Origin of the sequence: Klebsiella sp. KTE92 (assembly GCF_000398905.1) — a bacterium.
GTDB lineage: Bacteria > Pseudomonadota > Gammaproteobacteria > Enterobacterales > Enterobacteriaceae > Klebsiella > Klebsiella variicola.
Genome location: NZ_KB976101.1, coordinates 21,264 through 45,101 on the forward strand (window position 1 = coordinate 21,264; position 23,838 = coordinate 45,101).

The 23,838-nt window shown below is 50.0% G+C and carries 29 protein-coding genes and 1 pseudogene; 18 read left to right on the forward strand and 12 right to left on the reverse strand.

Annotated elements, in window-relative coordinates:
- The first annotated feature begins 572 nt into the window (after positions 1–572).
- Positions 573–3,377, forward strand: a complete 2,805-nt coding sequence (locus A1WC_RS00230; RefSeq protein ID WP_001568022.1) for a TrlF family AAA-like ATPase — start codon at positions 573–575, stop codon at positions 3,375–3,377.
- A 144-nt stretch (positions 3,378–3,521) separates the two neighbouring features.
- On the opposite strand, the gene A1WC_RS00225 is transcribed toward A1WC_RS00230, so the two are convergent.
- Positions 3,522–4,550, reverse strand: coding sequence for an Abi family protein (locus A1WC_RS00225; protein ID WP_001568023.1), 1,029 nt, complete (start codon positions 4,548–4,550; stop codon positions 3,522–3,524).
- Between the two features lie 140 nt (positions 4,551–4,690).
- Positions 4,691–5,260 carry a hypothetical protein gene (locus A1WC_RS00220; RefSeq protein WP_016162066.1) on the reverse strand — a complete coding sequence of 190 codons (570 nt, stop codon included), beginning with the start codon at positions 5,258–5,260 and terminating at the stop codon, positions 4,691–4,693.
- Positions 5,261–5,815: 555 nt separating this feature from the next.
- Between A1WC_RS00220 and A1WC_RS26985 the strand changes: the two genes are divergently transcribed.
- From A1WC_RS26985 to A1WC_RS00205, 5 genes are all read left to right on the forward strand, one after another.
- The gene (locus A1WC_RS26985; RefSeq protein WP_015632378.1) at positions 5,816–6,130 is read left to right on the forward strand and encodes a hypothetical protein; all 315 of its coding nucleotides are present in this window, start codon (positions 5,816–5,818) and stop codon (positions 6,128–6,130) included.
- Positions 6,131–6,178: 48 nt separating this feature from the next.
- Positions 6,179–6,490, forward strand: coding sequence for a hypothetical protein (locus tag A1WC_RS00215; RefSeq protein ID WP_024191724.1), 312 nt, complete (start codon positions 6,179–6,181; stop codon positions 6,488–6,490).
- A gap of 64 nt (positions 6,491–6,554) precedes the next feature.
- A complete protein-coding gene (locus tag A1WC_RS00210) occupies positions 6,555–7,559 on the forward strand; it encodes a hypothetical protein (protein ID WP_016162067.1) in 1,005 nt (334 codons plus the stop codon).
- Between the two features lie 43 nt (positions 7,560–7,602).
- Positions 7,603–7,764, forward strand: coding sequence for a hypothetical protein (locus A1WC_RS28140; RefSeq protein ID WP_032495756.1), 162 nt, complete (start codon positions 7,603–7,605; stop codon positions 7,762–7,764).
- A complete protein-coding gene (locus tag A1WC_RS00205) occupies positions 7,757–8,551 on the forward strand; it encodes a site-specific integrase (protein ID WP_015632375.1) in 795 nt (264 codons plus the stop codon). The genes A1WC_RS28140 and A1WC_RS00205 overlap by 8 nt, the downstream gene beginning before the upstream one ends.
- Before the next feature lie 455 nt (positions 8,552–9,006).
- Here A1WC_RS00205 and A1WC_RS28360 read toward each other — a convergent pair whose 3' ends face one another.
- From A1WC_RS28360 to A1WC_RS00180, 7 genes and pseudogenes are all read right to left on the reverse strand, one after another.
- Complete coding sequence (locus A1WC_RS28360; RefSeq protein WP_004197636.1) at positions 9,007–9,309, reverse strand: hypothetical protein; 303 nt, start codon at positions 9,307–9,309, stop codon at positions 9,007–9,009.
- Positions 9,306–9,932, reverse strand: coding sequence for a ParA family plasmid-partitioning AAA ATPase (locus A1WC_RS00200; protein ID WP_004197649.1), 627 nt, complete (start codon positions 9,930–9,932; stop codon positions 9,306–9,308). The genes A1WC_RS28360 and A1WC_RS00200 overlap by 4 nt, the downstream gene beginning before the upstream one ends.
- Before the next feature lie 624 nt (positions 9,933–10,556).
- Entirely contained in the window at positions 10,557–11,432 is an 876-nt protein-coding gene (locus A1WC_RS00195) for a RepB family plasmid replication initiator protein (protein WP_004098982.1), read from the reverse strand.
- 411 nt (positions 11,433–11,843) lie between these two features.
- The gene (locus A1WC_RS00190) at positions 11,844–13,115 is read right to left on the reverse strand and encodes a Y-family DNA polymerase (RefSeq protein ID WP_016162068.1); all 1,272 of its coding nucleotides are present in this window, start codon (positions 13,113–13,115) and stop codon (positions 11,844–11,846) included.
- Positions 13,115–13,546 carry a translesion error-prone DNA polymerase V autoproteolytic subunit gene (gene umuD / locus A1WC_RS00185; RefSeq protein WP_015632467.1) on the reverse strand — a complete coding sequence of 144 codons (432 nt, stop codon included), beginning with the start codon at positions 13,544–13,546 and terminating at the stop codon, positions 13,115–13,117. The genes A1WC_RS00190 and umuD overlap by 1 nt, the downstream gene beginning before the upstream one ends.
- Positions 13,547–13,694: 148 nt before the next feature.
- Positions 13,695–14,195 (reverse strand): annotated as a pseudogene (locus A1WC_RS0125465) (IS5 family transposase); the annotation flags it as partial.
- A gap of 294 nt (positions 14,196–14,489) precedes the next feature.
- The gene (locus tag A1WC_RS00180; protein ID WP_015632466.1) at positions 14,490–15,515 is read right to left on the reverse strand and encodes an IS110 family transposase; all 1,026 of its coding nucleotides are present in this window, start codon (positions 15,513–15,515) and stop codon (positions 14,490–14,492) included.
- 185 nt (positions 15,516–15,700) lie between these two features.
- On the opposite strand from A1WC_RS00180, the gene ccdA reads away from it, so the two are divergent.
- The 4 genes from ccdA to A1WC_RS28575 all read left to right on the forward strand — a co-directional run bounded on the left by ccdA (position 15,701) and on the right by A1WC_RS28575 (position 17,321).
- A complete protein-coding gene (gene ccdA / locus A1WC_RS00175) occupies positions 15,701–15,919 on the forward strand; it encodes a type II toxin-antitoxin system antitoxin CcdA (protein ID WP_015632465.1) in 219 nt (72 codons plus the stop codon).
- On the forward strand, positions 15,919–16,224 hold the full coding sequence (ccdB, locus tag A1WC_RS00170) for a type II toxin-antitoxin system toxin CcdB (protein WP_015632464.1): 306 nt from the start codon (positions 15,919–15,921) through the stop codon (positions 16,222–16,224). The genes ccdA and ccdB overlap by 1 nt, the downstream gene beginning before the upstream one ends.
- Positions 16,225–16,335: 111 nt before the next feature.
- Entirely contained in the window at positions 16,336–16,713 is a 378-nt protein-coding gene (locus tag A1WC_RS00165; protein WP_016162069.1) for a hypothetical protein, read from the forward strand.
- Between the two features lie 113 nt (positions 16,714–16,826).
- Positions 16,827–17,321: a transposase-like zinc-binding domain-containing protein gene (locus tag A1WC_RS28575; protein ID WP_222609896.1), complete on the forward strand. Its 495-nt coding sequence runs from the start codon at positions 16,827–16,829 to the stop codon at positions 17,319–17,321.
- A gap of 203 nt (positions 17,322–17,524) precedes the next feature.
- Here A1WC_RS28575 and A1WC_RS28370 read toward each other — a convergent pair whose 3' ends face one another.
- A complete protein-coding gene (locus tag A1WC_RS28370) occupies positions 17,525–17,980 on the reverse strand; it encodes a helix-turn-helix domain-containing protein (protein WP_015632461.1) in 456 nt (151 codons plus the stop codon).
- Between the two features lie 231 nt (positions 17,981–18,211).
- Between A1WC_RS28370 and A1WC_RS00155 the strand changes: the two genes are divergently transcribed.
- Both A1WC_RS00155 and A1WC_RS28460 read left to right on the forward strand, forming a co-directional pair.
- The gene (locus tag A1WC_RS00155; protein WP_016162072.1) at positions 18,212–18,439 is read left to right on the forward strand and encodes a hypothetical protein; all 228 of its coding nucleotides are present in this window, start codon (positions 18,212–18,214) and stop codon (positions 18,437–18,439) included.
- 13 nt (positions 18,440–18,452) lie between these two features.
- Complete coding sequence (locus A1WC_RS28460; RefSeq protein WP_016162073.1) at positions 18,453–18,680, forward strand: hypothetical protein; 228 nt, start codon at positions 18,453–18,455, stop codon at positions 18,678–18,680.
- Between the two features lie 100 nt (positions 18,681–18,780).
- On the opposite strand, the gene A1WC_RS00150 is transcribed toward A1WC_RS28460, so the two are convergent.
- Both A1WC_RS00150 and A1WC_RS27000 read right to left on the reverse strand, forming a co-directional pair.
- Complete coding sequence (locus A1WC_RS00150) at positions 18,781–19,224, reverse strand: type II toxin-antitoxin system HicB family antitoxin (RefSeq protein WP_015632459.1); 444 nt, start codon at positions 19,222–19,224, stop codon at positions 18,781–18,783.
- Positions 19,225–19,249: 25 nt separating this feature from the next.
- A complete protein-coding gene (locus tag A1WC_RS27000) occupies positions 19,250–19,432 on the reverse strand; it encodes a type II toxin-antitoxin system HicA family toxin (protein ID WP_015632458.1) in 183 nt (60 codons plus the stop codon).
- Between the two features lie 360 nt (positions 19,433–19,792).
- Here A1WC_RS27000 and parM point away from each other — a divergent pair, with 360 nt between their 5' ends.
- From parM to A1WC_RS00130, 6 genes are all read left to right on the forward strand, one after another.
- Complete coding sequence (parM, locus tag A1WC_RS00145; protein ID WP_015632457.1) at positions 19,793–20,773, forward strand: plasmid segregation protein ParM domain-containing protein; 981 nt, start codon at positions 19,793–19,795, stop codon at positions 20,771–20,773.
- Positions 20,766–21,194, forward strand: a complete 429-nt coding sequence (locus tag A1WC_RS00140) for a plasmid partitioning/stability family protein (RefSeq protein ID WP_015632456.1) — start codon at positions 20,766–20,768, stop codon at positions 21,192–21,194. The genes parM and A1WC_RS00140 overlap by 8 nt, the downstream gene beginning before the upstream one ends.
- A 152-nt stretch (positions 21,195–21,346) precedes the next feature.
- Positions 21,347–21,805 carry a hypothetical protein gene (locus A1WC_RS27735; RefSeq protein WP_015632455.1) on the forward strand — a complete coding sequence of 153 codons (459 nt, stop codon included), beginning with the start codon at positions 21,347–21,349 and terminating at the stop codon, positions 21,803–21,805.
- A complete protein-coding gene (locus A1WC_RS25515; protein WP_015632454.1) occupies positions 21,802–22,290 on the forward strand; it encodes a transcriptional regulator in 489 nt (162 codons plus the stop codon). Before A1WC_RS27735 ends, A1WC_RS25515 begins: the two co-directional genes overlap by 4 nt.
- Positions 22,291–22,417: 127 nt before the next feature.
- On the forward strand, positions 22,418–22,855 hold the full coding sequence (locus A1WC_RS0125480; RefSeq protein ID WP_015632453.1) for a JAB domain-containing protein: 438 nt from the start codon (positions 22,418–22,420) through the stop codon (positions 22,853–22,855).
- Between the two features lie 593 nt (positions 22,856–23,448).
- Positions 23,449–23,808, forward strand: a complete 360-nt coding sequence (locus tag A1WC_RS00130; RefSeq protein ID WP_016162075.1) for a hypothetical protein — start codon at positions 23,449–23,451, stop codon at positions 23,806–23,808.
- The last annotated feature ends 30 nt before the right edge of the window (positions 23,809–23,838 follow it).

Here is a 23,838-nt window from a genome sequence, read left to right on the forward strand (position 1 = left end):
GATCGTACCTTAATGTTTATAAGGTCTGCTCTTGGTACAAAGCGGCCTTCAACAGCGTCCACACTGTCAGAGGTCTGGACGGACGCTCTGGCAGAAAAATGATGCGTGCCGCTTCGTGGCTGATTCGCCGTCAGGATGATTTGTTCACTCAGGGTAATAATCATCGCCCTTTCCTTCCTGGATAACAATAATCCCCCATTCACAACAATCCGCCACCTTTTGTGCTCTTCATGCAATAATCCTTCTTCTCTTATCCGCAGCTCCGAAAAAAGGTTAATTAGGATCTCTGGGGGAGCCGATATGGTGAAAATAAGTTTGCTGTAGTGGGTAAGAATTTCCGTGAGAAGGGGAAAGGGTCTCAGTCCCGTCAGCATAGTTCCGTATGCCACCAGAACCGCAATGGCAGAAAGCATCTGATAGGCACGTTCGTATATAGAGAAGCTGGATGCAAGTGGTCACGTTTATGCGCTTGTAAAGGCTTGCGGTAACTATTAGGTTATGTTCTGTACTGACATCCCGGGTGCGTAAACGCAGATATCAATTTTTGATAGACATGTTAGAAGGAGGTAACAGTGAAGCTATTCCCGAATGGCTCTGAATGGCGTAAATGGGATCTGCATGTTCATACCCCTTCGTCATCACTTGAGAATCAGTATCGGAATGACTGGGAAGCTTATCTTTCTGCAATTGAAGCGTTTGGCGACGAGGTCGCTGTCATGGGGGCGACCGACTACTGCACTATCTCCGGGTATGAGAAGCTGCTCGCATACCGTGCACAGGGCCGGATAGCCAACATTGAGGCCGTTTTTCCTAATATAGAATTTCGCATCACACCTGAAACGCAAAAAGATAAGGGTGTGAATATTCATCTTATTGTCAATCCGGCGGATGCCGGTCACGTTGACAAAATAAAACACGCGCTGGGCCGGCTTCACTTCCGTTACTGCGGGCAGAACTATTCCTGCAGCGATCAGCAGCTGACTGAACTGGGGATTGCGGTAGCAGGGTTGTCCTCTCCCGAGAAAAATCTGCGCGACGGCATTAACCAGTTCAAACCTTCTTTTGACGTCTTTGAAGACTGGCTGAGGAGTGAAACCTGGCTGCGGAACAACGTTATTGTCATTGCATCTAACAGCTCAGGAGACGGAATCTCCGGGCTCCGCGACAATGGTCTTCTTGCTGTCCGGCAGAACATCTATCACCTGGTTGATGCGATTTTTTCTGGTAACCCGCAGGATTGTGAGTACTTTCAGGGACGCGGCAGCGACAGCAGGGCTGACGTCATCAGTAAATACGGCAAGCTACTCCCCTGCCTTCACGGTTCGGATGCACATGGACTGACTAAAATTTTTCGTCCCGACGGGGATCGTTTTTGCTGGATTAAAGCCGATCCTACTTTTGCGGGATTAAAACAGGTACTGTACGATCACACTCGCGTCAGGATCCAGAAAACGTCCCCCCATACAAAAACGCCTTATCAATATATTAAACACGTCTGCTTTACGGATCGCAGTGGCCATGCACTTTTTTCAGACCAGCCTGTAAACTTCAGTCCCGACCTGAATGCAATCATAGGCGGGAAGTCTTCAGGCAAATCTCTGCTGCTTTACCACATGGCATGCGCCATTAACGCTGATGAGGTTAGCGAGAAAATCAGGATCTCAGGACAAGCCGCCTATGACGACTTTAGCAATCTCGATGTTGAAGTCACATGGGGAAACGGTGAAGTTAGTTCATTACATGGTGACGACTGTCGGCCTGTGACCTACATTCCGCAGCTCTATATCAATCACCTTGCCGAACGTAGCGGTCAGCTTCAGCTAAATCAGCTGGTCGAGGAAATTCTTTATCAGAATAATAATTTCAAGGCTTTCGCGGTTGAGAATACCGCACAGCGGGAAGCGACTATTCGGGTCATAAAAACCAGGATTGATTATCTTACCGAGCTGCGCAAAAAATACAGCGAATGCGGTAAGGAAATGGAGAAGTACGGCACGGAAAAGGCGGTAAGTGATGAAATCCGGCGGCAGGAGGAGAAGATAGCTCAACTGAGGAAGCAGGCATCGTTTACACCGGATGAAGAAAAGCAGTATATGGCACTCAGACTGCGCACGGACAACCTTCAATCCCGTCGGCGCGCGATAGAAGATCTTACTGATGCCAGCAGAAGCCTTAAAGAAAGCCTTTATCGGCATGCCGGTAGCACGATACAAAGCCTTACCGACCAACTCAGGCTGGATATTCCGCTCTCTGAGAATTCCTCTTTTTTGGAGAAAAGCCTTCGTCAGCTGGAGGCCAGTCTTTCAGCTGCTGTCAGTGACTTCATTGGTCGCCACGAGGCCCGTTTTGGCTGCATCCCCGCAAGGCTGAGGCGGATTGATACCGAAAGCGCAGCCAAAAAGGAAACGCTGCTTCCCCTGTCAGTAAAAATTACCGATCAGGAAACGCTCAAAGCATCCATGGCTGCGCTTGAAAAGGAAAGAGAAAAACTCAGACAGCTACAACAGCTCTCTGAACGCCGTCGGTCCATTTTACAGGAAGGTAATGATACAAAAAACCAGCTCCAGACCGAGTATGCGCGCCTTACTGACCTTTACCAGGCTTACGTGGACGAGCTAAGCAAGCCTGAATACCACCCTGAAGGCGAAATTAGCGTAATTGCTCGCATATCCTTCAATGCTGAGAAGTTTGATCGCTTCACCGGCTGCTTTGACCGGCGAGGGAACATAAACCTCCTGCTCGGCGATCTGGCCAGCCCGAAAGGCGGCTACACATTTTCCGCTGATAGCCATGCGGATACGATCGCAGGCATCTATGACCGCTACAGAAGCGGCGGGGTTGCTCCCGCTCTTCGTAAGGGCATTGAGGATTCCGATATTCTGAGTTATCTCTATGATGACTGCTACCTGATTGATTTTTCTGTCCGTTACCGCAACGACGATATCGTGCAGATGTCGCCAGGCAAACGGGGTCTGGTGCTGCTTAACCTGATCCTTCACCTGAGCAATTCGCGACACCCTATCCTTATTGATCAGCCTGAAGACAATCTCGATAACCGGACGATTTATTCCCAGCTCAATGATTTCGTCAGGCTGCGCAAGGCGGACCGGCAGATCATTATGGTGACGCACAATGCCAACCTCGTCGTGGGAACGGATGCTGAATGCGTGATCGTATCTAACCAGAGTGGGCAGCGCTCGGGCATTGAGAACAGTGAATTCCGGTTTGAATATTATACCGGCTCACTGGAATGCTCGTTCACTTCACAGGACGATTCCGGCCGTCTGCATACCCGGGGTATCAGAGAACACGTTTGTGAAATTCTGGAAGGCGGGATCCAGGCCTTTAAGGAAAGGGAACGCAAGTACGGCCTTTAGACTAAAACAACGCTTCAGTTCTTGCCGTACGCTGGGCATCGGCAAGAACTGACCATATTTCTGCTCTTCTATTATCATCCTGATCCGAACCTCAATAACCCGGAAGGTATCCGGGTCAAAAAGGGCCAGTAAAGATATGGGAACCTAGAGAATGGCGATGGAATTATCATTGCCGATGGTAAGTACCGTCTGACCCTCCTTCACAATCCGGATGAACTCATTTTTTTCGAGGATCCTGATTAACCTGCTGATACCTTTACCACCCCGTGAAACCTTAATCTGCGCCTTAATTTTTTCCGGGGCGATGTAGCTGTTCAGTCCGTCCACCGAGCACAGGGCATAGAAACGCAGATTTCCTGAATGACTCAGGAAATTAGCCTTCCGGTCGGGACTCATCCAGCCTATCATTTCCAGAATGTCATCATAGTGTTTCCTCAGAAGACTGCAGCTGGCTTGCGTACCGTATACTGGTTTGGAGTAATCCGTTTTCCCGGTAACGGGATCGCGTTGGTGAAATTTCCACACAGCTTCATGGTGCGACAGCCGGTTTCTCAGTTCTTTTATTTGAAAGAACGCTTTACAAATATCTGTCCGAGTAAAACCTGCGGGGGCGTTCGGGAACACATGCGAAGTCAGGGCCGGCCAGAGTAATCGATCGCTCTGGTTATCTTCATACATGTCTGTCAGCAACGTGGTCCAGAACCCAAACGTAAGACCTGAGATAATCCGGTCTGGCGTTGGTTTTTTACCTTCCTTACTAATCTGGGACTTAGCCATGGCTACCTGGTTTTCTTCTGACAATGTTCGCGCCAGGAGCCTGTTACCCCATCTGTCCACTTTATAGCCTGCCGCATCCTGGCGATCTCTTGGCGTCCTGGCTCGCTGGTAACGTTCAGCCGGATTAATACGGGTATCCCCCATGTATTTAGGGAGACTGGTAACCCAGTTTGCGTTTGTGTCCCACAGGCCTTTCGCCCCGGCAGGCGGGAAAGACTGTATAGCGGTATTCAACGCATTACGGAGCGTGACTTCAAGGCACTGCATGGCAGGGAGTAGAGCCCCTGCCAACGCCTTATTCCAGTGATATGCAGCCATGACCTGAGAGGGTTTAACCTTCAGATTCTTTTTATATATATCCAGCCTCTCTGTCGTTATGTAGCGTTGTGCTGTCATTGTTCTTTCCCAGAAAACGTTTGACATACGTGGTATATGTCTGGCCTAATAGTCACATCAAGGCGGAGTCGCCTCCTCTGGAGGTCTCTCGCGGAAAAAGTAGTCTGGAAAAGCCATCCTTCGGGGTGGCTTTTCTCGTTTCAGAGTCCGGTTATTGGCAACAGGGATTTCGCGATTCTGATCTCATTAATCTCCTTGTAATACTCCTCCTGCCCGATAACAAACCAGAGAGAAGTATAGAACTGGGCGATGGTCAGTCCGTCCCGTCCGGCCACTTCACAGAACAGAGCCATTATCATCGAAATTCCTTTAGGCAGAAAAGGGATCATACCGTAACGAAGCTGTCGTGCACGAAGCTCGAGATAAGGAATATTATTCATCATTATACGCTTGAGATCGTCTTCATTATTAAGTTCGAGGATACGACAGTATTCCCGGTTATAGATCGGGACAAGATCGCTTTCAAAGCTCTGAGAAGTGATCTCCCGTTCAGTCAGTCGGGCAACCTCCTTGTCCATCAAGGCAACCAGTTCGCTGGTACGCACAAAATTTCCCAACAGATCGCCGAATGTGGCTGTCAGTAGCTCAAGCACAAGATCGTTCTTGGATTTACCTGTCAGTCGGGCCTGCTCTGTAATAGCAGCATCGACATCAGAAGGTATTTTTCGCAGCGTCATCACCCGATTTGTTTCTTCCTGGCATTTATTCATTACCTCCCCCATCATTGCAACCATAACTAACATTAGAAATGAACTGGCATCATTTATCTCATGCAAAGCCAGTTGAAGTCAATTAATGTGATTTGTAATCAATTTATAATTATGATGCAAAATATCAGTATGTGACATTTCATGATTTGTTCTATTTTCACCTCAGATCCGATTTCTGGTGGTTCCGGATCTCCGTCAGACCCACCGGCGCTCTGCGGCCCCCTGACACAATATGTAGCGGTGTTATCAGCTGCTGGTTACGCTATATGTTGTGTTAACCCCCTGCCCCGTGACCGGCCGCTCACCACCCTAAAAGGGCGGTATGGTTATTCCCTGACCGTGGTACACTTCCGGAAAGTTGTTATACGCAAGAAAATCGGATCTGCCGGAAACGGTCATCCGGTAATTTAGCTGCGTAGCTATAAGGCTGCGTATTATCAGGACGGAAATGATTACGATATGGGAAAATCATTCTTGTGACAGAAGCAGGGTTGTGCTGCGCGTCATCATTACTCTGCGTGACTATTGAACCGGATACTATTTTTGAGGCGAGGGATGGGTAAACCAACATTTAGATCATTTTACGATGTGGTCCGGGAGCTTGAGGATGTATATGGCCATAAAGAGCTATGGCTGTATTCAGGAACGGCATACGCAACGCCAACAGAAATGATTAACGCCAGACATAACTGGAAATCGCCAAAAATCCTGAAACGTAACGGAAGAATGGTTGCAGAACGAATGGATAACTCGGACTCATGGCAACTGGTTGGTGACTACAAAAAACCATTGTTCCAACATTGTGCTCCGCCCTGGCAATCCTGTCAGATAGATGACTATTTTAAAGGCTATTACATTATCGCCCCCTGAAGGTCAGAGGAGTAATTGATGGCGGGATTTCACAGTAAAGGATGGATTATGTGTGATTTATGCAGGGCGGATGAGAATTACTTCCATACGGCAGAATGCGTGTATGACCAGCTGGTCAGTGAATACCCCGTGATGTGGCTGCGGGACTCGACCCGGATCGGGGCCTGCTACACCCTTCGTGAACTGCTGTCGCCGGAAGGGATGGTGCTGGCCATACAGAACTCTCTCCCGATTAAGGGGTGGCGGCTTCGCATGCTTTACAACGAAGCCATTGACGAAGAAATTAACCCACAGCACGGGGACTGTATTGAACTGCCCTCCAGAGCGGATGCCCTGCAGGCTTTCGTGGGGTCAGCTTAAACGAACGGTTCACACAAAAACCCTTAAGCCAGTAACATTTACGCAACGGGACAAAAAGGCCGGTATGGAAGGGAAAACGGAAACCTTCATAAAAACGTCTGTTGATGATAACGGCATGTGGCTGCTGACCGTCCCGGCGGGGAGTACGGGCGACGAAACGGTGGTTGTGGTCGTCAGACGGGTGGAGGAATGTCGTTACGGGTCAGAGGACTCGCCAGGGGCATATCTGTCGATCACCTCCAGCCTGACGCTGTACGGTGACGGACAAGGAACACCGCAGACCATTGTCGCGAAGTTCGTGCCCGGCACGGTGGAACTGTTCAGTGTCGAATTTATGCTGAAAGAATTTTTACCCCGTGGTCGCGGGGTGGGCAGCTGGATCATGCAGCAGATGGTGCTCTGGACCCGCTCCCTGCCGCCGGAAACGCTGGTCGGAAGAATCGACATCTCGTCCGTGGATGAGAAAAACATTCACAATCTGATCCGCCGGAGCAGACTGTGGCGCGGGCTGGGGTTCCGGTTCCCGCCGGGGGAAACCAGCTCAATGCCGCTGCGGGCAGACGAACTGCAGTTGCCGCGGGGCAGGTGTTCAACGCTCCGGGTGGAGCCCCTGGTATCCGCGGTACGCCAGCTGGAAGACTGTTATCGCGGGCTGCAGGAAAAGATCGTGCAGCTCGAAGGCAAAAAACGGTCGCAAAAACAGTTAATTACTTCACTTCAGAATCGTCCATTTTATCATCTGTTGCACAGGAAAGGGGGCCAGCTCCCGGACGAGAAATGTGACGCCCTGCCGCTGCGGGCAGAAAAACTGTCTCTGCCGCAGAGCGGGGATTCTGACCTGGAGGTGGCGCAACGGGCAACCGGGGTCATCCGGCTGGCTACCCTGTGTGCTCAGTCGCAGAAAAGAATCCTGGAGCTGGAAAGGGAGCTTGCCTCGCAAAGTGAGGAGCTCGTTGACCTGCAGGCAAATCTCCTTTCTATCCTGCGTGAGAAAGTCGGCAACGAGGCCTTATTCTGGGGGGGCGTGGTGAGTATTATTGGATTTATCTACTGGATGTTGGGGTCATGAATGTTCCCGTTCCATAGCCACCCACTGAAGAGGAGTGAAACCTGTGGCCGAAAATATCGTGTCTACCGTCATTGACGGGGTAGTTTTGTTTGCGACTTCGTCTGTTTTCTGGCTGGCCGTCGCTGGCTGGTTAGTCATCCTGACTCCGGTAATATTACGAAGAAAATTCTCTGCAAAGAAAAAAGTTAACATAAATTATGAATAACCTGGTTCCAGTTGGATCTCCGGCATCTCCCGGAACATTGCTCCCGGTGGCCATCGATTACCCTGCCGCCCTCGCCCTGCGCCAGATGGCGCTCGTACAGGATGAACTCCCGAAATACCTGCTGGCGCCGGAAGTCAGCGCCCTGCTCCATTACGTGCCGGATCTTCACCGCAAGATGCTGCTGGCGACGCTGTGGAACACCGGCGCGCGCATTAATGAAGCGCTCGCGCTGACCCGGGGGGATTTTTCGCTGGCGCCGCCGTATCCGTTCGTGCAGCTGGCCACGCTCAAGCAGCGCACCGAGAAAGCGGCCAGGACGGCAGGTCGTGCCCCCGCAGGCAGTCAGGTCCATCGTCTGGTTCCCCTTTCCGATCACCACTACGTCAGTCAGCTGCAGATGATGGTGGCCACCCTGAAAATTCCGCTGGAAAGACGAAACAAGCGCACCGGCAGAATGGAGAAGGCGCGTATCTGGGAGATCACAGACCGTACCGTGCGCACCTGGCTTAGCGAAGCGGTGGAGGCCGCAGCGGCCGACGGGGTGACGTTCTCAGTACCGGTTACCCCCCATACGTTCCGTCACTCCTACGCGATGCATATGCTGTATGCCGGCATACCACTGAAGGTTTTGCAGAGCCTGATGGGCCACAAATCGATCAGTTCCACGGAGGTCTATACGAAGGTGTTTGCGCTCGATGTCGCGGCACGGCACCGGGTGCAGTTTGCTATGCCGGAAGCTGAAGCTGTTGCGTTGATAAAAAAGTTAACCCCAAACCAATCTACATAGGTCAACTATGGGTAATACCCCAGGTTTCGACCTAAAGTAGTTCTTGTGTGGGAAACAGTCCAAGCTTAATGGGGGCTTATCCAGCCTCACTTTTTACAGCTTTCAATCACATTAATTATGTTCAGAAAGGCCCTCATTGCCCTAAAGAAAAAAAATGCAGCCATGAAAATAAGGAATAATTGAGATACAACTCCTGCTAAATCATGGTTGCTACCAGCCACTGATAGCAACGTAAATAGTAATGCAAGCGAAAAATGTAAGGCGATTGTAGTATTTGAATTCATGTATATCCCCTTATGTATAGGACTGAGGCCATCCGCAAATTTTCACTATCGCGAAGTTGTTGCCTCGATATAAAAGGTGTTACCACCCTGAACAAGATAACAAGATAACAAGATAACAAGATAACAAGATAACAAGATAACAAGATAACAAGATAACAAGATAACAAGATATTATCGTTGTTTCGCTTCTGCGATTAATCTGGATATCTCTGTTTTTGATAAACTTTTTAGTGCCTCTACAGCTGCCCTGACTACGTCAGAACGATTCACTCTGCTTTTACCTGAAATCATTTCACCCGTTATAAGATCATCAATGTCTTTTAAGTTTTCTTCAAAAAAGGAAATGCTCACTGGTTTTGCTTTACTTACAGCCAATGGTCTCTCTGAAGTCACTTTGGTATTATCAATACCAGCAGTACCACCGTTAATAAACGCTGCCTCATCACGAGATGGAGTATTTGCTCTATTTCTCACAGAATAACCTCTTTAACTAACGATTCGATTTCTTGTTGTGCTTTGTCATTTTGCGTTTCAAAAATTGTCATTGATTCTGCCCAGGCATCTCGATGCGCTTTTCGATCACAAACTCGGGAACTAGCCAGACGCATTTCAGGATAATCCTTGAGTACGTCAGCTGCCTGATTTGCTTCATTGACAAACATGTTCGTGGGCGTCATGTTTAAAACGAGATATCCCCGGACGTCCTCATTAAAATCTTTTGCTGCTGTAAAAACAGAGCATGTATGAGGCACTACATCCAAGTCCATTTGAGAAGGCCGCAACGGAGAAATGAATACGTCAGCGGCCATCAACCCACTACGCATTTCTGCACTGTCGCGGCCAGCACAGTCTGCGATGACAAAGTCATAAGATTTCTCGTGTTCCTTTAGCATGGCTTTGATGTTGCCTGTTGCGCCAGTAACCGGAATATGGGGAAGATCTTCAGGACGATTGTTGTACCAGGTCAATACAGATTTCTGGTCATCTGCGTCGACAATGATCACTCTATTGCCCAGTGACATCAGATACGCAGCTATAGATACCGCCAGTGTACTTTTACCAACCCCACCCTTTTGACTACCCAATACTATTATCATCATAGCCTCATATTAAGTTGTTAAGTTAACAACTTAATATTGCCAAACAGGCGACAATATTGCAATGCCTTTATTAAGTTAATATCTTGTTAAGTTGTTAACTACATGATTTATAACTGAATTATTTTTATATCTTAACAAATTAGCAAGATGTTAGGATAACAAGATAACAAGATAACAAGATAACAGGATAACAAGATGGCAAAGTGGTGCCTTTATCCGAAATCCCCATGGAACCACATAATGCGGCTTTCAACTCCAGGCTACCTTTAGGGAGGGTAGTATCAACCAGTTATGACCGCGTGAAGCAAAAAGTGGGGCGTAGTGGGAAGCCTTTGAATCTTCGGTGTGTCGAAGTGGGGAGTTGGTGAGACAAATTTGGTAAAAGGTGGTGAGAAGCGGGATAGCTTCTCACTTCTATCCAAAAAGGTGTGTTGAAGTGGGATGGTGCGTAAGTATATACAGATAAAAACACACATTTAACAGGTTCTCATCCCGCTACAACACACCTATTAAGACGTTTAAGGCGAGGCTTCCCCCTACAACACACCTATCAAGATGTTTAAGAAGAGACCTCCCGTTTCAACACACCTTAATCGCGTTGCTTCCCCGTTTTGACACACCTTATACAGCTGTTCCTGGTTTCAGGTTTGCTGAGCGACGGTGGATCAGAATGAAAGTCTCTTTACCTTTTTTGGTGATGCTGTGGTCAAGGTACCCAATATCCTGCAACTGCTTGAGGGCCAGTTTAATGATACGGTTCTGTTCCTTTACCGGAGAGAGCAATGAGAGCCTGTCTCGTATTCGTTTGAAAGATATGGGGACTGGGTTCGTAGGCAGGCTTTCGATGAAAGTATACAGGGCCTGAGCTGCTTCCTTTCGGGTTAAAGCGTTTATCGGTTTATGTCGTAGCAGAACAGTGTAATCAGTTTGGTAGAGTTCCCATAGTCGCTGATCAGCTTCAAGTTCCACCTGGTCGTTTGCAAAATCCAGTTCACCTGTCTTAAGCAAACCTGTTACGGAAACTTTTTGAAGGCCCTCTGAGTCGCTACGGGTAAAGGTAATGGTCTTGCCACGTATCCTGGTCAAAGCTTCTGAAATACTTTTTCTAAGACGGGAATCGAATCTCTTAGACTCAAAGCGGCACATTCCAGCAAACTCATGAAAAGTAAGCTTAATGCTGTTGGTTTTTAAACCGTACTTACTGAAAGCTTCTATGATACCGACCCATACCTTGAAGTCGATGGCCATACTCAACCGTTCACCGGTTATACGAATATCGTCGTACCCCTCCCGCCTTGAGAATTCCAGATCCTTGAGAACAGAGGTCGCATCGATTGATGTTCTGGTGCCCTTTGCAGGCCTGCTTGAAGGAACAAAAACATTTAATCTCATCAGGGCTACAGGCTGAACTGTGGCCTTACTTGTGACGGTGAGTTTATTGTTAACACTTTCACAATCTGGACCTATAACCTCGCCGATATAAACATTCTCATTCATATAGTTATATCCATTCATAGCATATGATCGATATGTGCCTAAATATTAACTCTTTCCCGTTTCGACACACCTTTCTTCCCGATTCTACCCACCCTTACCCCGTTTTGACACACCTTTTTCCCGCTTCAGAACACCTTTTTCCCACTACGACACACCTGAAATCGCTACGAAGCCCGTAAACAAAGGTTTTGCCGCTAAAGGGATCAGTTTGGATCTACTTGGATAACTAAGGGTAAGTTATTGGATCTACTCAAAGGATATGTGGATAACTCATTATGGAATCTATAGAACTTAAGTGCGTAAGGTGCTTTAAAAGGCTTCAGCTCCCCTGGTGCTTCCTCGCTCACTCGCGGGCTTCGCCCTGTCGTTCGGCTGCGGCGAGCACTGCTGGCTCTCTCTGAAAGGCAAAATTTAACCGATCCTCGCAACGGGGATATCTCTCCAGCGAGTGGTGTACGCAGGGGAGAGCATATCGCGTTTCATTTGCCAGGATGGCGCAATTCCTCTACCGGCAAACCATACTTTACCCAGCCCTGAGTTGTTGATCCCGTCCAGAACCCTCATCAGCTCAGCACTGTGAGGGCGTGGCGGGCGTTCGTCAAACAGCTGCAGCTGCGAAACGCCAGAGCCGGTGAAGTCATTCAGCATAACTCCGGCTTTGGCATACCGGTGCCCGTCCTTCCAGATACGCTCCAGAGCCATTGTGGCGGCCGCAATAATGTCCCGGGTGTCCTGAGTGGGTGTAAGCAGTTTCTCCGTGGCCACGTTGCCGTAGTAAGGCTCTTTGACGGCGAACGGAGACGTTTTGATGAATACGGAAATATGCCGGCAATACTGGCGCTCTTTACGCAGCTTTTCAGAGGCCCGCTCTGCGTACTGACAAACAGCCTGGCGGAGCGAATCGTACTCCGTGATTTTCTCTCCAAAACTGCGGCTGCAGACAATCTGCTGTTTCGTTGGTGGGGCTTCCTCAAGCGACATGCAGCTTTCCCCGTTCAGTTCGCGTACTGTTCGCTCGAGAACGACGGAGAAATTTTTCCGGATGAAGGCCGGGTTCGTCAGGGCCAGATCGAGCGCGGTCCTGATACCCAGTACATGGAGCTTGCGTGCAATACGGTTTCCCACGCCCCAGATCTCTTCGACCGGCTGCAGTGAAAGCAGTTTCCGCGTTCGCTGAGGATTCCCCCGGGTCAGTGCGAGCACACCACGGAACTGTTTCCACTCTTTTGAGGCCCACTGGGCTGATTTTGCGAGGGTTTTCGTTGGCCCGGCGCCCACGCCAATGGTCAGGCGGGTACAGTCATACACGTGCTGACGCAGCTGCCGGCCGAAGTCCTCAAGCTCCATACAGTGCTCCACGCCGGTCAGGTCGAGGAACATCTCATCAATTGAATACTGTTCCACCCTGGGGGCCAGTTCCTCCAGGCAGTTCATCACGCGCGCCGACATCGAGGCGTAAAGTTCATAATTACTTGAAAACGCATATATTTTTTCCGGGTATCTTTCGTTTTTTATCTGAAACCACGGAGTTCCCATTTTGATCCAGGGCTTCGCCTCGGCACTGCGAGCGATTACGTTCCCGTCGTTGTTGCTCAGGACGACTATCGGCTTTCCTTTCAAATCCGGGCGGAAAACACGTTCACAGCTGGCATAGAAGCTGTTCACATCGGCCAGGGCAAACATCAGTACATCTCCCTCGGGCGGTGGATGATATGCGTGACGACGCCAAAGATATCCAGCTCGTCGGGATCAGGATAAATCGGCGACCAGGAGGCATTCATGGGCTGCAGCGTCAGTCGCGGCGTCAGCAGAAGCCGTTTCACCGTAAACTCCCCCTGTACGCTGGCGACAACGATATCGCCGTGCCGCGGCTTTTCAGCACTGTCCACAACCAGCAGATCGCCATTGTACAGACTGCCGTCGGCCATGCTGTCTCCGCTGGCACGCAGGTAGTACGTCGCGCTCGGATGCCGTATGCAGTAATCATGGAGATCCAGATCGGACTCGACATAGTCAGCAGCAGGGCTGGGAAAACCGCAGCTGGCCAGATCGGCAAACAATGGAAGGGCCTGTGGCGGGAGTTCTTTCCCGGTGCTGAAAAGTTGTAGCTTCATCTTTCCTCCTGACACTCTAATTTTACTGGTTATGCATACAGTGTGCGCCGGGAGACCGGTAGAGATCAAGGGGTGAAAGTCCCCGACCATTGAAGGACCAGCAATCCACAAGGTCCCCGAGTCATGCGTTGCATACCGCGAGGTATGGGGCGAAGCGTTGATTTCGCCAGATACGACGGCGTTCTTTGCCGTGTTTTTTGACTTTCCACTCGCCTTCACCGAAGACCTTCAGCCCGGTGGAATCAATTACCAGGTGTGCGATTTCACCCCGGGTGGGCGTTTTGAAACTGACATTAACCGACTTTGCCCGCCTGCTGACACAGCTGTAATCCGGGCAGCGTAGCGGAACGTTCATCAGAGAAAAAATGGAATCAATAAAGCCCTGCGCAGCGCGCAGGGTCAGCCTGAATACGCGTTTAATGACCAGCACAGTCGTGATGGCAAGGTCAGAACAGCGCTGAGGTCTGCCTCGTGAAGAAGGTGTTGCTGACTCATACCAGGCCTGAATAGCTTCATCATCCAGCCAGAAAGTTATGGAGCCACGGTTGATGAGGGCTTTATTGTAGGTGGGCCAGTTGGTGATTCTGAACTTTTGCTTTGCCACGGAACGGTCTGCGTTGTCGGGAAGATACGTGATCTGATCCTTCAACTCAGCAAAAGTTCGATTTATTCATAGATGGTCGCCTCCTGTTTGCCAAGCTAAATATGTTGTGGTGGCTTTACTGGTCATCGATTGCAGCCATAGATCCGGACTTTGCCGAGGTGATGTAAAATACCTCTGTCCCTGATGGAATACGCTGATGGAGGCCTCTATCAACAAAGCGCTCTTTCAGGAGCCTTGAATAAACCGGGTTTTCCCCATCGCGGTCTGACCTGTCTTGCCATCACTTCATGCTTGCCTGGGCAATCGGTGGTGTTGTTTCTGTCTTACTGATTAAGCAACTTAAGCGCTTATTATTGGTGCACAATACTCCCGCTCTTTGGCCAGTAGCGCCCACACAGTCCGCGCATTCTTGTTAGCCAATGCTACCGAGGCAATGTTGTTATTCCGGCGCGCCATTAGCTGGTTAGCCCAGCTCGATACGGCATCCTGTTTATGTTTGGCCGACTGCAATACCGCCCTGGCACCATGGATAAGCAAGGTCCTCAAATAGGTATCACCTCGCTTGCTTATCCCGAGCAGGACTTGTTTACCCCCACTGGAGTGCTGACGTGGAACCAATCCGAGCCAGGCAGCCAGTTGTCGGCCATTCTCGAAATTGTTGGCTTTACCAATGGTCGCAATCAGCGCGCTGGAGGTAACAGGGCCAATACCAGGGATCTTGCCGATACGCTGGCAGAGAGCATTTTGCCGATAGCACTGCTCAATCTGCTTGTCGAGTGTAGCGATGACATCGAACAGGTACGCCATGTGGTGCTGTAGTAGACTCAGCTGTGTACGAAACAGGACGGGTAACGGGTTATCCGCATCTTCCACGAGCTCAGGTAATCGTCGCTGTAGCTGCTGGATACCTCGGGGGACGACAATGCCAAATTCGGCCAATAACCCCCTGATTTGATTGGCTTGTGCGGTTCGCTGTTTGATGAAGCTCTGACGACTCCGGTGAAGTGCCAATACGGCTTGCTGCTCAGCGGTTTTGACCGGCACGAACCGCATGTTAGGTCGAGTGACGGCTTCACAAATAGCTTCAGCGTCTGCAGCATCATGCTTATTGGTTTTAACATAGGGTTTGACGAACTGAGGGGCCATCAGTTTGACATTATGGCCCATCGATATCAGTTTATTGGCCCAGAAATGAGCAGATGCACAGGCCTCCATGCCGATCAAACAGGGTGGGATGTTGGCAAAAAAGGAGGCCATTTGTGCCCGTCTGAGTTGTTTGTTGAACAACCGTTTTCCGTGCTCGTCAACCCCATGGATCTGGAAAACGTTTTTTGCCAAATCGATTCCAATAGTTTTAACGTTCATGATAGCAGCGCTCCGTTCAATGAGTGACGATTTATCGTCCCACTGTGGCACAAGAGATGGGAGGCGACCATTCCATTAACAAAGCCGTTTAGATAGTTAGACAGGGAGTGTCAGGGCAGATCGATTACTTAAGTGGAATACTAATGGTATATACTCGTAGTATTCAAGTAACGAGGAGATACCCGATGAAACACAGAGCCAGCGTCACAGTAGACAAGGAACATTATCTGGAATTACTCGCGGCAGGCGTGAATATTTCGGGACTGGTGAATGAGGCTATCGGACGGGAAGCCCGGCGCATCCAGGCTGAACGCTGGAAAGCAGAGAACCGGGAAGGGATGGAAGAGGTAGCGAATTTCATCGCGCAGCACGGCTCTTTTGCCGACGAAAACCGGAGCTGGTGATGCAGTTCACCGTCTACGAATACACACGCGAGAGCCATTATCGTCTTTTTGTGGATGTGCAGAGCGACATTGTCGAGACGCCTGGGCGACGCATAGTGATCCCGTTGCTGGAATCGCACCACTTATCAGAAAAGGTTAATCAGCAGCTTTTCCCGGTGGTTAGCGTCAATGGGAAAGAATACCGTGCCGTGACTTCCGAATTATCCGGAGTCTCTGTCAGTGTCATCGGCGACGCTGTGGCCGATCTCAGCCATGAGGCAAATGCCATTAAAAATGCCCTGAACCTGATGTTCTGGGGCATTTAAAGCATCAGCCCTTCTCAGTGGAACGAAACATGTGCTTTGCAGGGGCGGCTTGACGATCAGTATGCAGAGAACCGCCCGCGCGCTGATTACTCAATAAAAGGAAATAATTAAGTGACGAATTTACGCGCCTTACCTGCTTTATGTATGTTCCTCACCGGTTGTGATATGGCCAGTTATTTTCCTGACGGGCCTCAGCCAGTGCCCGTCATCTCGCCTGGCTATCAGGTATCTATTGATGGGCACACGGTAACAATCTCGGGATTTGATAACTGCCCGCAGAAGAACGTTGACGGGAATCTGTCGGCTGATACGGACAGAAAGAGCTGTATTGCTCTGGAAAAGGCTCGTACCGAAGTGAAGGTGATAGTCGCATGGCCAGACAATGTTGTTATAGAGACATGGCGGATCATCCGTGAGAAAGATACTCATGATAATGAAGCCATTCGTCTGCAACGCCCGAACGGTGAATTCGTAAAATCATTCAACTAAATTCTCCCTGTAACTGGAGATGAAAGCACAGTTTTGAACAGATGGATGAAGAAATCCGGCGTCATATAATATCCCTTTACTACCAGTACACTTCCGTTCGGGAAATAGCCCGGGTGACCGGTATTACGGTGAAACAGGTCACCAGAATTGTTGCGCCCTTCATGGACGAACGGCCACCGGAAACAGGGCCGGTCTGCCCGGCCTGTGGCGATACCCGCAAAAAACACAGAATTGGCCAGGTAAATGATCGTCAGCGCCTGAAATGCCTCTCCTGCGGTCGTCGGTTCAGTCCTTCTGCAACTTCCGGGACGAATACGGCGCTACCGCCCGAAACCGTTTCCTCTGTTGTGGCGAAATATCATGCCTTTATGCCACGTAAGGAGATCGCGGTGCGCTGTGGGCTGACGGTGAAAGCGGTATCGGAAATTTTGAAGCCCTATCGGCATACCCGGATCCACGTTATGTGCCCCCGCTGCTCTGGGTTGAAGATATACCGGTGGGGAAAAGTGAGTGGCGGCTTGCAGAAGTATCGTTGCAGGGAATGCGGCCGCGTTTTCAGCCAGAACCCGGATCGCCTTACGTCAGGATTCACAGTAAGTGAATCCTGACCACAGTGAACATTAATGTCGGCGGAAAAAAACCGGTAGAGCGGATAAAGGCTCTACCGGGTCCCCTGGTGAGGGCAATTCTCTGGTGTCGCAATGCCGGACCTGTACTGTGAACCGGCTATTGTTCCCTTTGGGGGGCCTGTAAATCCTGAATCGCATCACGCTGCTTAGGTTCGGCTCGTTGAAGTGGGAATCCCCGTCCTTCAGGCAAGGCATGGATTGTCCGTGTTGAGCAGCGTCTGCAGGCGCTGCAGGATCTGTTCTTTGGTCAGAGACTCAAACTCCCGGAGCATGAGGCGCAGCTGCAGCTCCCGCGTGGCACGTTCGGCCAGCAGGGGAATATCCCTTTGGTTTTTTTCATACATTTGGTAGGTGCGCAGCGACACGTCAAACTCCTCGGCCGCGCGTTCCTGCGTCCAGCCACATCCTTTACGCCACAGGCGAAGCTCGTAACCCAACATTATTATGCTCCCGGATTTGTTATAAAAAGCGCAGATTCTGCGTGTTTTCAATCCTATCGCAAAATGTGCAGAATCTGCATATTTTAATGACTTTATTTTTCCTAAAATCATCAAGGAAGGAAGCGTTAGAGAAGAGGCAACGGCAGCGGGCTCAGACACTACATTTTGTGCCGTGAGCAGCTGATTGATATACCACATATAGTATTATCCACAGAATCTGTGGGTAACTTCGCCGGTTGTTGAGTGTTCCGATAATCCGCATTATCCGGAAAATTTGAGAAAAGCAGGTTATCTGGTTCTGATCGCTAGAAGCCGTGCAACAGTAAGCTCGAATGTCGCAGGCAGATCATCAAGCGGCCTACTGACTTGTGCGACGCAGCTGCTCCGGGGGAAGATGTTAACAAATACGATACACGCCAGGAGACGCTCATGTTTACCGACATCCGAACACCAGAAGAACTGGCAGCGGCCATCCAGGCGGCGCTTGAGACTGCGGCCCGATACGGCGGCAGGGAAACCGCGCACCATAAAGCGTGGGTTATCGATCAGATGTGCCGCGCGCTCGCCGGCGATGGCTATGCAGAGTATGTGGCCGGTGTCTGTGCCGGCGAAGACGGCCCAGACACCTACGCCTGGGACGAGGGTATAGCACCTTGAGAAGGAAAAATTTATGGATAAAGAACTTTTTGATGTCCTAATCAACAGCATGGAAGAAATGGTTGCTATTGAGAATGGCCAGAGCCAGCCAGCAGCAGAAAATGTTCATCGCCAGAGTACTTTCCATACACTGCCATTGGAGGGGAAAATGGATAAGTCGCAATTAACCGACCAACTTTGCGACGATAAACGAGACAGATTGATGTATGGGTCAGGAAGGACGTTGTATCTCCCCGCGTAAAGGTGAAGAAACCCAACGAGCGATTCCGCTGACCGATCCTCTTTACGCTGTGGGTGAAACACTAAAAGTGACGCAGTCACTTTTAGTGACTGCCCATCACTCATGTGTTTTTTTGCGTCAGCTCATGACGGGCTGCCTGTGCAAGGAAATGGCTTCTGTCCCTGTATACGGCTTTGTTTCCCTGAATAAAGCCATCAATGCGCTTCACCAGAACGTCAGGGAGTGTGATATTGAGCCTCTGCTGCTTCCCTTCGAACTGGCTCAGGTCTACATCAATCATGACCCAGTAATCACAATGCGCGTAGTCAGCGTTAGCGCTGTAAACCATGAACCCGGCGTCTGTAATATCCTCGACAGAGTGCTTTCCACTGAGCAGCATTTCCTCAACGACCATCAGGATCGCCTCTCTCGCCATGACAGGAATATCTGATTGTTCATCGGCGGCTGACACGCACCCATAATCAAAACGGTCAAAAGCAGGTACAGAAATACCGTAAGCAGTGTCTGAGTTTACTGGTGATTCAATACCGACTGAAAAAAACATAGATTTTCCTCCAGGTTGGCGGGGATTAAATCCCCGCCAGTTTTCTGATTGATCTGACAGTCCCAAGCGGCAAATCCTTCTTCGGATGCGGAACAGGAAAAGTTTTTCCTGTTATGGGAGACCACCAAATCTGGTGACTCCCTCCGTTGTGCCGTTTCAGTTCGCAACCTGCGGCCATCAGCTCTTTCAACAGGTCAGCAGATTTCATGATTCCTCCCTAACCTGAATTCCATTATACACACATATGCACACAATTAAAGAAGCTCAGATAACATCACGCTCTTTTTGTCCAAAATGCGCTCGACTTTATAAAAAACATTAAAACTCATACGTGCTACTTACATGCTATTTAAGTGTATTTAACTGATCTGTTTGTAGCGACCTGTGCATAAAATGATGTGTATATGACTCTTTAAAATCTATTTGGTGACATATAAATGATTTGAAGTTGGGTTTACATGTCCTCGCTTGTCTAATAAAGTTATTTATGTGTTATATATATTTCATGATGATGATGTCTGTGCAGGTCACGATGTGACCTTTTTTATACACCTGTGAGGGGTTTGCGATGCGTATTTATGTTGATGACGGCTCTACTAACATTAAGCTGGCCTGGAAAGATGAAAACGGTGAAGTGAAAACCTTCATCAGTCCGAACAGCTTCAAGCCAGAGTGGTCACTGAATCTTTTCGGGGACGGCCAGTCCTCAAACTATGTTATCGAGGGTGAAAAGTTTTCTTTCGATCCGGGCAGTGCCGATGCGATTGTGACGACTGAAACGCGCTATCAGTACAGCCAGGTGAATACTGTTGCCATTCATCATGCGCTGCTGCACTCCGGTATCAAGCCCGGCGAGGTGGATGTGGTGGTAACGCTGCCTCTCTCAGAGTATCTGGACGCGGATTTTCAGCCGAATACAGTGAATATTTCGCGCAAGAAAAACAGCGTGAAACGTGAAGTCACCTTACAGGGTAAGAAGCCGGGCTTTACGATTGGAAAAGTCTCTGTGCTGCCTGAAAGTATTCCGGCCGGTTTTAATATTCTCACCAGCCTGAAGGATGACGATTCACTGCTGATTGTTGACCTCGGAGGCACGACGCTTGATGTGTCACACGTCCGTAGCAAAATGTCCGGCATCACCAATACCTGGTGTGATCCAAAAATTGGGGTTTCTATCGTGACCAATGGCATCAAAAATGCAATGGCGTCAGATACCCGAATCAGCTCCCTGCAGGCGGATAACATGATTATCCACCGTCAGGATAAAGACTGGATCGAGCACCGCCTCCCGGATGACAAACTGCGTAAGGCATTCTCTGAGGCATTCGCCGAAAAGGAACGTATCCTGATAAACCGCGTTATTGATGCCCTCGATCGCTTCACTGGTTTCACGCATGTGATGTGTGTGGGCGGCGGCGCTAAACTCATTTCTGAGGCCGTAAAAAAGGCGACCAACGTGCCGTCAGACCGGTTCTATACGAGCAAGGAACCTCAGTTTGACCTCGTGCTTGGCATGCTCGAAATGAAAGAAGGCAGCGCTAATGAGTGATGAAACAAAGCCCCGTAAGATCGCGTTTAATCTATACCCGGAGGAACACGCCGGGGACAGGTTAGCGAGTGATCTGCTGGATAACATACGCCTCAAGGAGCGGGGCCGTGCGATGCGTGCGTTTCTGCTGACTGGAGCGGCGCTGGCCGCGATTGACCCCAGACTCCCTAATCTGATTGCTGAGCTGGCCAATGAGGATGTGACCCTGAAAGACATTCAGCGCATCATCAGCAGTGTGATCCCGGATGCCTTTGCCCCTGACGATGCGATGGTTCGTGCGTTACTGTCCCGGCTGATGGCTCCCGGTGTAGAGGGAGAAACGCCGCCGGTGAAAGCGCCCGACGCCACACCGGAGAACAAAGATCTGGTTGAAACCCGTAATAACGCGCTGAAGATGTTTCAGAGCGACGACGATGACTGAGCCGGACAGCGCGACTGGCCGTTGTATTGCTGAACGGGGGTTGCCTGTCAGCTCCCCTTCAGACGTAAAAAAAACGTGTTAAAGTATGTCTTTTGTCGTATCATGAGAACACCTTTAACGGAATCGCCCCGACAGGCGACGGAGTCATAACCATGAATACTAACCTTCTGCTCACCGCAGACGATGTCCACATATCAATGCCCGCCGGCGCTTATCTGCCCGTCACATGCCGTTTTTACTCGCATATTCCGCACCGCCGCCATGCGGTCAGACCGGTAACAGAGCGACAGCGCACAGGCACATCTCTTTTCAGACTGACGCAATGCTGCCACCGGCGGCCCGCCGTCCACAGGACCTATTTTATGACAGAGACTGCCCCGCTTTATTACGACGAAGGCGTTAACGGAAGTACCAAATTTACCTTTGAAGTTTACCGGGACAGCGCGCAATACGTCGTGTACGTTCGCCGCTGGAACGCGAAGAAGAACACCATACTTGAAGAAACGCGTTATACCTCCCCTGACAAAGCTGGCCTGCGGGAAATTAAATACACTAATTCCCGCCAGGCAAAAGCGTTTTTCTCCTCTGATTTCTGGAGCCAGTCGGTATGAAGGACGGAACTGTTAAAACACCTCTGGAACCTGCACAGGTTGCAGCGATCCGCCAACGTATGGGGCTGACACAGACCGAACTGGCAGACTTGATGGGTGTGGATCTGCGAACATGGATGCGTAAAGAGGCAGATCCCGAAAAGGTAGGCAGCAAATATGATTCAAGCCTGCTTAATATCGGCGAAACCAATTTTTTGCTGTTGATTGCTGATGAACATCCGGCATGGCGGATTAAAAATTACCGCCTGGACAGGCTGTTTTCTGAAGTTATCCGGTCCCAGCCTTCAGCCGAAGAGGTTAAGGAGCTGCGCGTTGCGCTCGGCATGAAGCAACAGGAAATCGCGGATTTGTTGGGCTATACACTTGCCGCGTGGAAATCCAAACAGTCAAAAGCGAACGCCGGTACGCTCAAGCCCGGTGAGTATAATTTTCTGATGCTGCTTGCAGACGAACATCCGGGACTCAACCTGATACGCCGATCCTGAGAGGAAGACTAACAAAAAAATGTGCAATGGTATGTCTTTTGTCGTATAATGGGTTTACCGAAACGGCATAACGCCGGAGTAGCGGAATCGCCCCGCAGGCGACGGAGTCACCCCATGAAGTTTACCGATGAAGAACAGCAAATCATCCGCCGGGCAGAGGCTATCATCTCAGCCAAACTCCCAGGCACTGATTACCTCACCAGTCCGGATATGGTCCGTTCCTTCCTGCGTCTGCACTTTGCCAGTGCCGATCGAGAATTGTTTTGGGGTGCTGTTTCTGGACAGCCAGAATGGTGTAATTGCTTTTGAAGAACTGTTCCAGGGGAGCATTAATACCTGCTCAATATACGTCCGCATCATTGTCCAAAAAGCGATGCAGTATAACGCCAGCAGTGTCATTCTGGCCCATAATCATCCTTCATCTAATCCTGTGCCGAGCGCTGCTGATAAGGCGCTGACACTACGCATAAAGGCGGCGTTATTGCTCGTAGAAGTTAATACGCACGATCATATGATCGTAACGGGCAATACGTTAACCTCCTTTGCAGAAAGCGGTCTGCTGTAGCCCCGTGCGGAGACGCTTACGCGCCCCGCCACCTCCTTTTTTTCGTTCCAGTGCTGTACTGATAGCCATGATTTGCGCCCGTAAAATCGCATGAGACGGGATGTGGCTTTTTTTTCTCATGACGCCATATATTTCCGTGCCTTTTCCATTTAAGGCGCTTAAAACGCCTTACAGGGCGCCAGGTTCATGGTGTCCTTTTTCCCTTTTGCTATGAATTAAAGTCAAAGGCCACTGCTGGGGACACCTTCGGCTCACCGGCAATGCCGGTTCGTCGTGACCACTCCGCCTGGCAGCTGCTTCGCACCAGCCAGGCTCCGCCGAACCCGCAAGCGGTTTCGGGCTGCCGCTAGGCCACGATGTCTGAAAATCCCGCCTATCTGCACCGTCGCACTGTGGCTTATCTCCCCTTCAGCACGCCTTAATCCTGCCGTAACCGCGGGAAAGGTAAAGCGCCCCGACTGCACCCGTTCTCGTTCGCAGGCTCACTGCGCTGCGGCTTTGCCGTGTCGCTTTACCTTTCCCTTATGCGGTTACGGCCGGAACGTGGCGCTGCTGAGGCAGCGATAACCCACAAACCGACAGGAGCAAAAAAGATGGCGTCAGAAAAAGGCATTAAAAACCCACAGAGCGACCTATGCGACAAGGCTGAGGGAATCGCAACCTATACCGACCTTGTATTTCTGGACGCGGAGCAGTTCCGGAATTGCGGTGATGATTTGTTCGTCAGCAACGCTGAACGCGCACAAATGGCAGCCACCGGGCTGATTGAATTCGCGAAAATCAGCGGGCAGCATCAGCACGGTACTGAGCCAGTCAGAGGGATTGTGATCAGCATGCTGGCCAGTACTATGCACGCCTGCCATTTGTTGGGCGTGACAGAAGCTGAGCCGTTTCTTTCCCTTGTTAATATTGCCGCAGGGCATTTTGAGGCAGAGATCCGGGATGAATATTAACCATATGATTTAAAATATAAAAAATACCAT

Excerpts from the sequence above, each read along its gene's own strand:
- A1WC_RS27000 (WP_015632458.1), bottom strand. The coding sequence starts at position 19,432 with ATGAAATCTGCTGACCTGTTGAAAGAGCTGATGGCCGCAGGTTGCGAA.
- A1WC_RS00195 (WP_004098982.1), bottom strand. The coding sequence starts at position 11,432 with ATGAATGAGAATGTTTATATCGGCGAGGTTATAGGTCCAGATTGTGAA.
- A1WC_RS00190 (WP_016162068.1), bottom strand. The coding sequence starts at position 13,115 with ATGTTTGCCCTGGCCGATGTGAACAGCTTCTATGCCAGCTGTGAACGT.
- A1WC_RS28460 (WP_016162073.1), top strand. The coding sequence starts at position 18,453 with ATGGATAAAGAACTTTTTGATGTCCTAATCAACAGCATGGAAGAAATG.
- A1WC_RS0125480 (WP_015632453.1), top strand. The coding sequence starts at position 22,418 with ATGAAGAACAGCAAATCATCCGCCGGGCAGAGGCTATCATCTCAGCCA.
- A1WC_RS00210 (WP_016162067.1), top strand. The coding sequence starts at position 6,555 with ATGGAAGGGAAAACGGAAACCTTCATAAAAACGTCTGTTGATGATAAC.
- A1WC_RS28370 (WP_015632461.1), bottom strand. The coding sequence starts at position 17,980 with ATGTGGTATATCAATCAGCTGCTCACGGCACAAAATGTAGTGTCTGAG.
- A1WC_RS26985 (WP_015632378.1), top strand. The coding sequence starts at position 5,816 with ATGGGTAAACCAACATTTAGATCATTTTACGATGTGGTCCGGGAGCTT.
- A1WC_RS00150 (WP_015632459.1), bottom strand. The coding sequence starts at position 19,224 with ATGTTTTTTTCAGTCGGTATTGAATCACCAGTAAACTCAGACACTGCT.
- A1WC_RS00205 (WP_015632375.1), top strand. The coding sequence starts at position 7,757 with ATGAATAACCTGGTTCCAGTTGGATCTCCGGCATCTCCCGGAACATTG.
- parM (WP_015632457.1), top strand. The coding sequence starts at position 19,793 with ATGCGTATTTATGTTGATGACGGCTCTACTAACATTAAGCTGGCCTGG.
- A1WC_RS25515 (WP_015632454.1), top strand. The coding sequence starts at position 21,802 with ATGAAGGACGGAACTGTTAAAACACCTCTGGAACCTGCACAGGTTGCA.
- A1WC_RS00220 (WP_016162066.1), bottom strand. The coding sequence starts at position 5,260 with ATGAATAAATGCCAGGAAGAAACAAATCGGGTGATGACGCTGCGAAAA.
- A1WC_RS00225 (WP_001568023.1), bottom strand. The coding sequence starts at position 4,550 with ATGACAGCACAACGCTACATAACGACAGAGAGGCTGGATATATATAAA.
- umuD (WP_015632467.1), bottom strand. The coding sequence starts at position 13,546 with ATGAAGCTACAACTTTTCAGCACCGGGAAAGAACTCCCGCCACAGGCC.
- A1WC_RS00180 (WP_015632466.1), bottom strand. The coding sequence starts at position 15,515 with ATGAACGTTAAAACTATTGGAATCGATTTGGCAAAAAACGTTTTCCAG.
- A1WC_RS27735 (WP_015632455.1), top strand. The coding sequence starts at position 21,347 with ATGAATACTAACCTTCTGCTCACCGCAGACGATGTCCACATATCAATG.
- ccdA (WP_015632465.1), top strand. The coding sequence starts at position 15,701 with ATGAAACACAGAGCCAGCGTCACAGTAGACAAGGAACATTATCTGGAA.
- ccdB (WP_015632464.1), top strand. The coding sequence starts at position 15,919 with ATGCAGTTCACCGTCTACGAATACACACGCGAGAGCCATTATCGTCTT.
- A1WC_RS00200 (WP_004197649.1), bottom strand. The coding sequence starts at position 9,932 with ATGATAATAGTATTGGGTAGTCAAAAGGGTGGGGTTGGTAAAAGTACA.
- A1WC_RS00140 (WP_015632456.1), top strand. The coding sequence starts at position 20,766 with ATGAGTGATGAAACAAAGCCCCGTAAGATCGCGTTTAATCTATACCCG.
- A1WC_RS00155 (WP_016162072.1), top strand. The coding sequence starts at position 18,212 with ATGTTTACCGACATCCGAACACCAGAAGAACTGGCAGCGGCCATCCAG.
- A1WC_RS00130 (WP_016162075.1), top strand. The coding sequence starts at position 23,449 with ATGGCGTCAGAAAAAGGCATTAAAAACCCACAGAGCGACCTATGCGAC.
- A1WC_RS00215 (WP_024191724.1), top strand. The coding sequence starts at position 6,179 with ATGTGTGATTTATGCAGGGCGGATGAGAATTACTTCCATACGGCAGAA.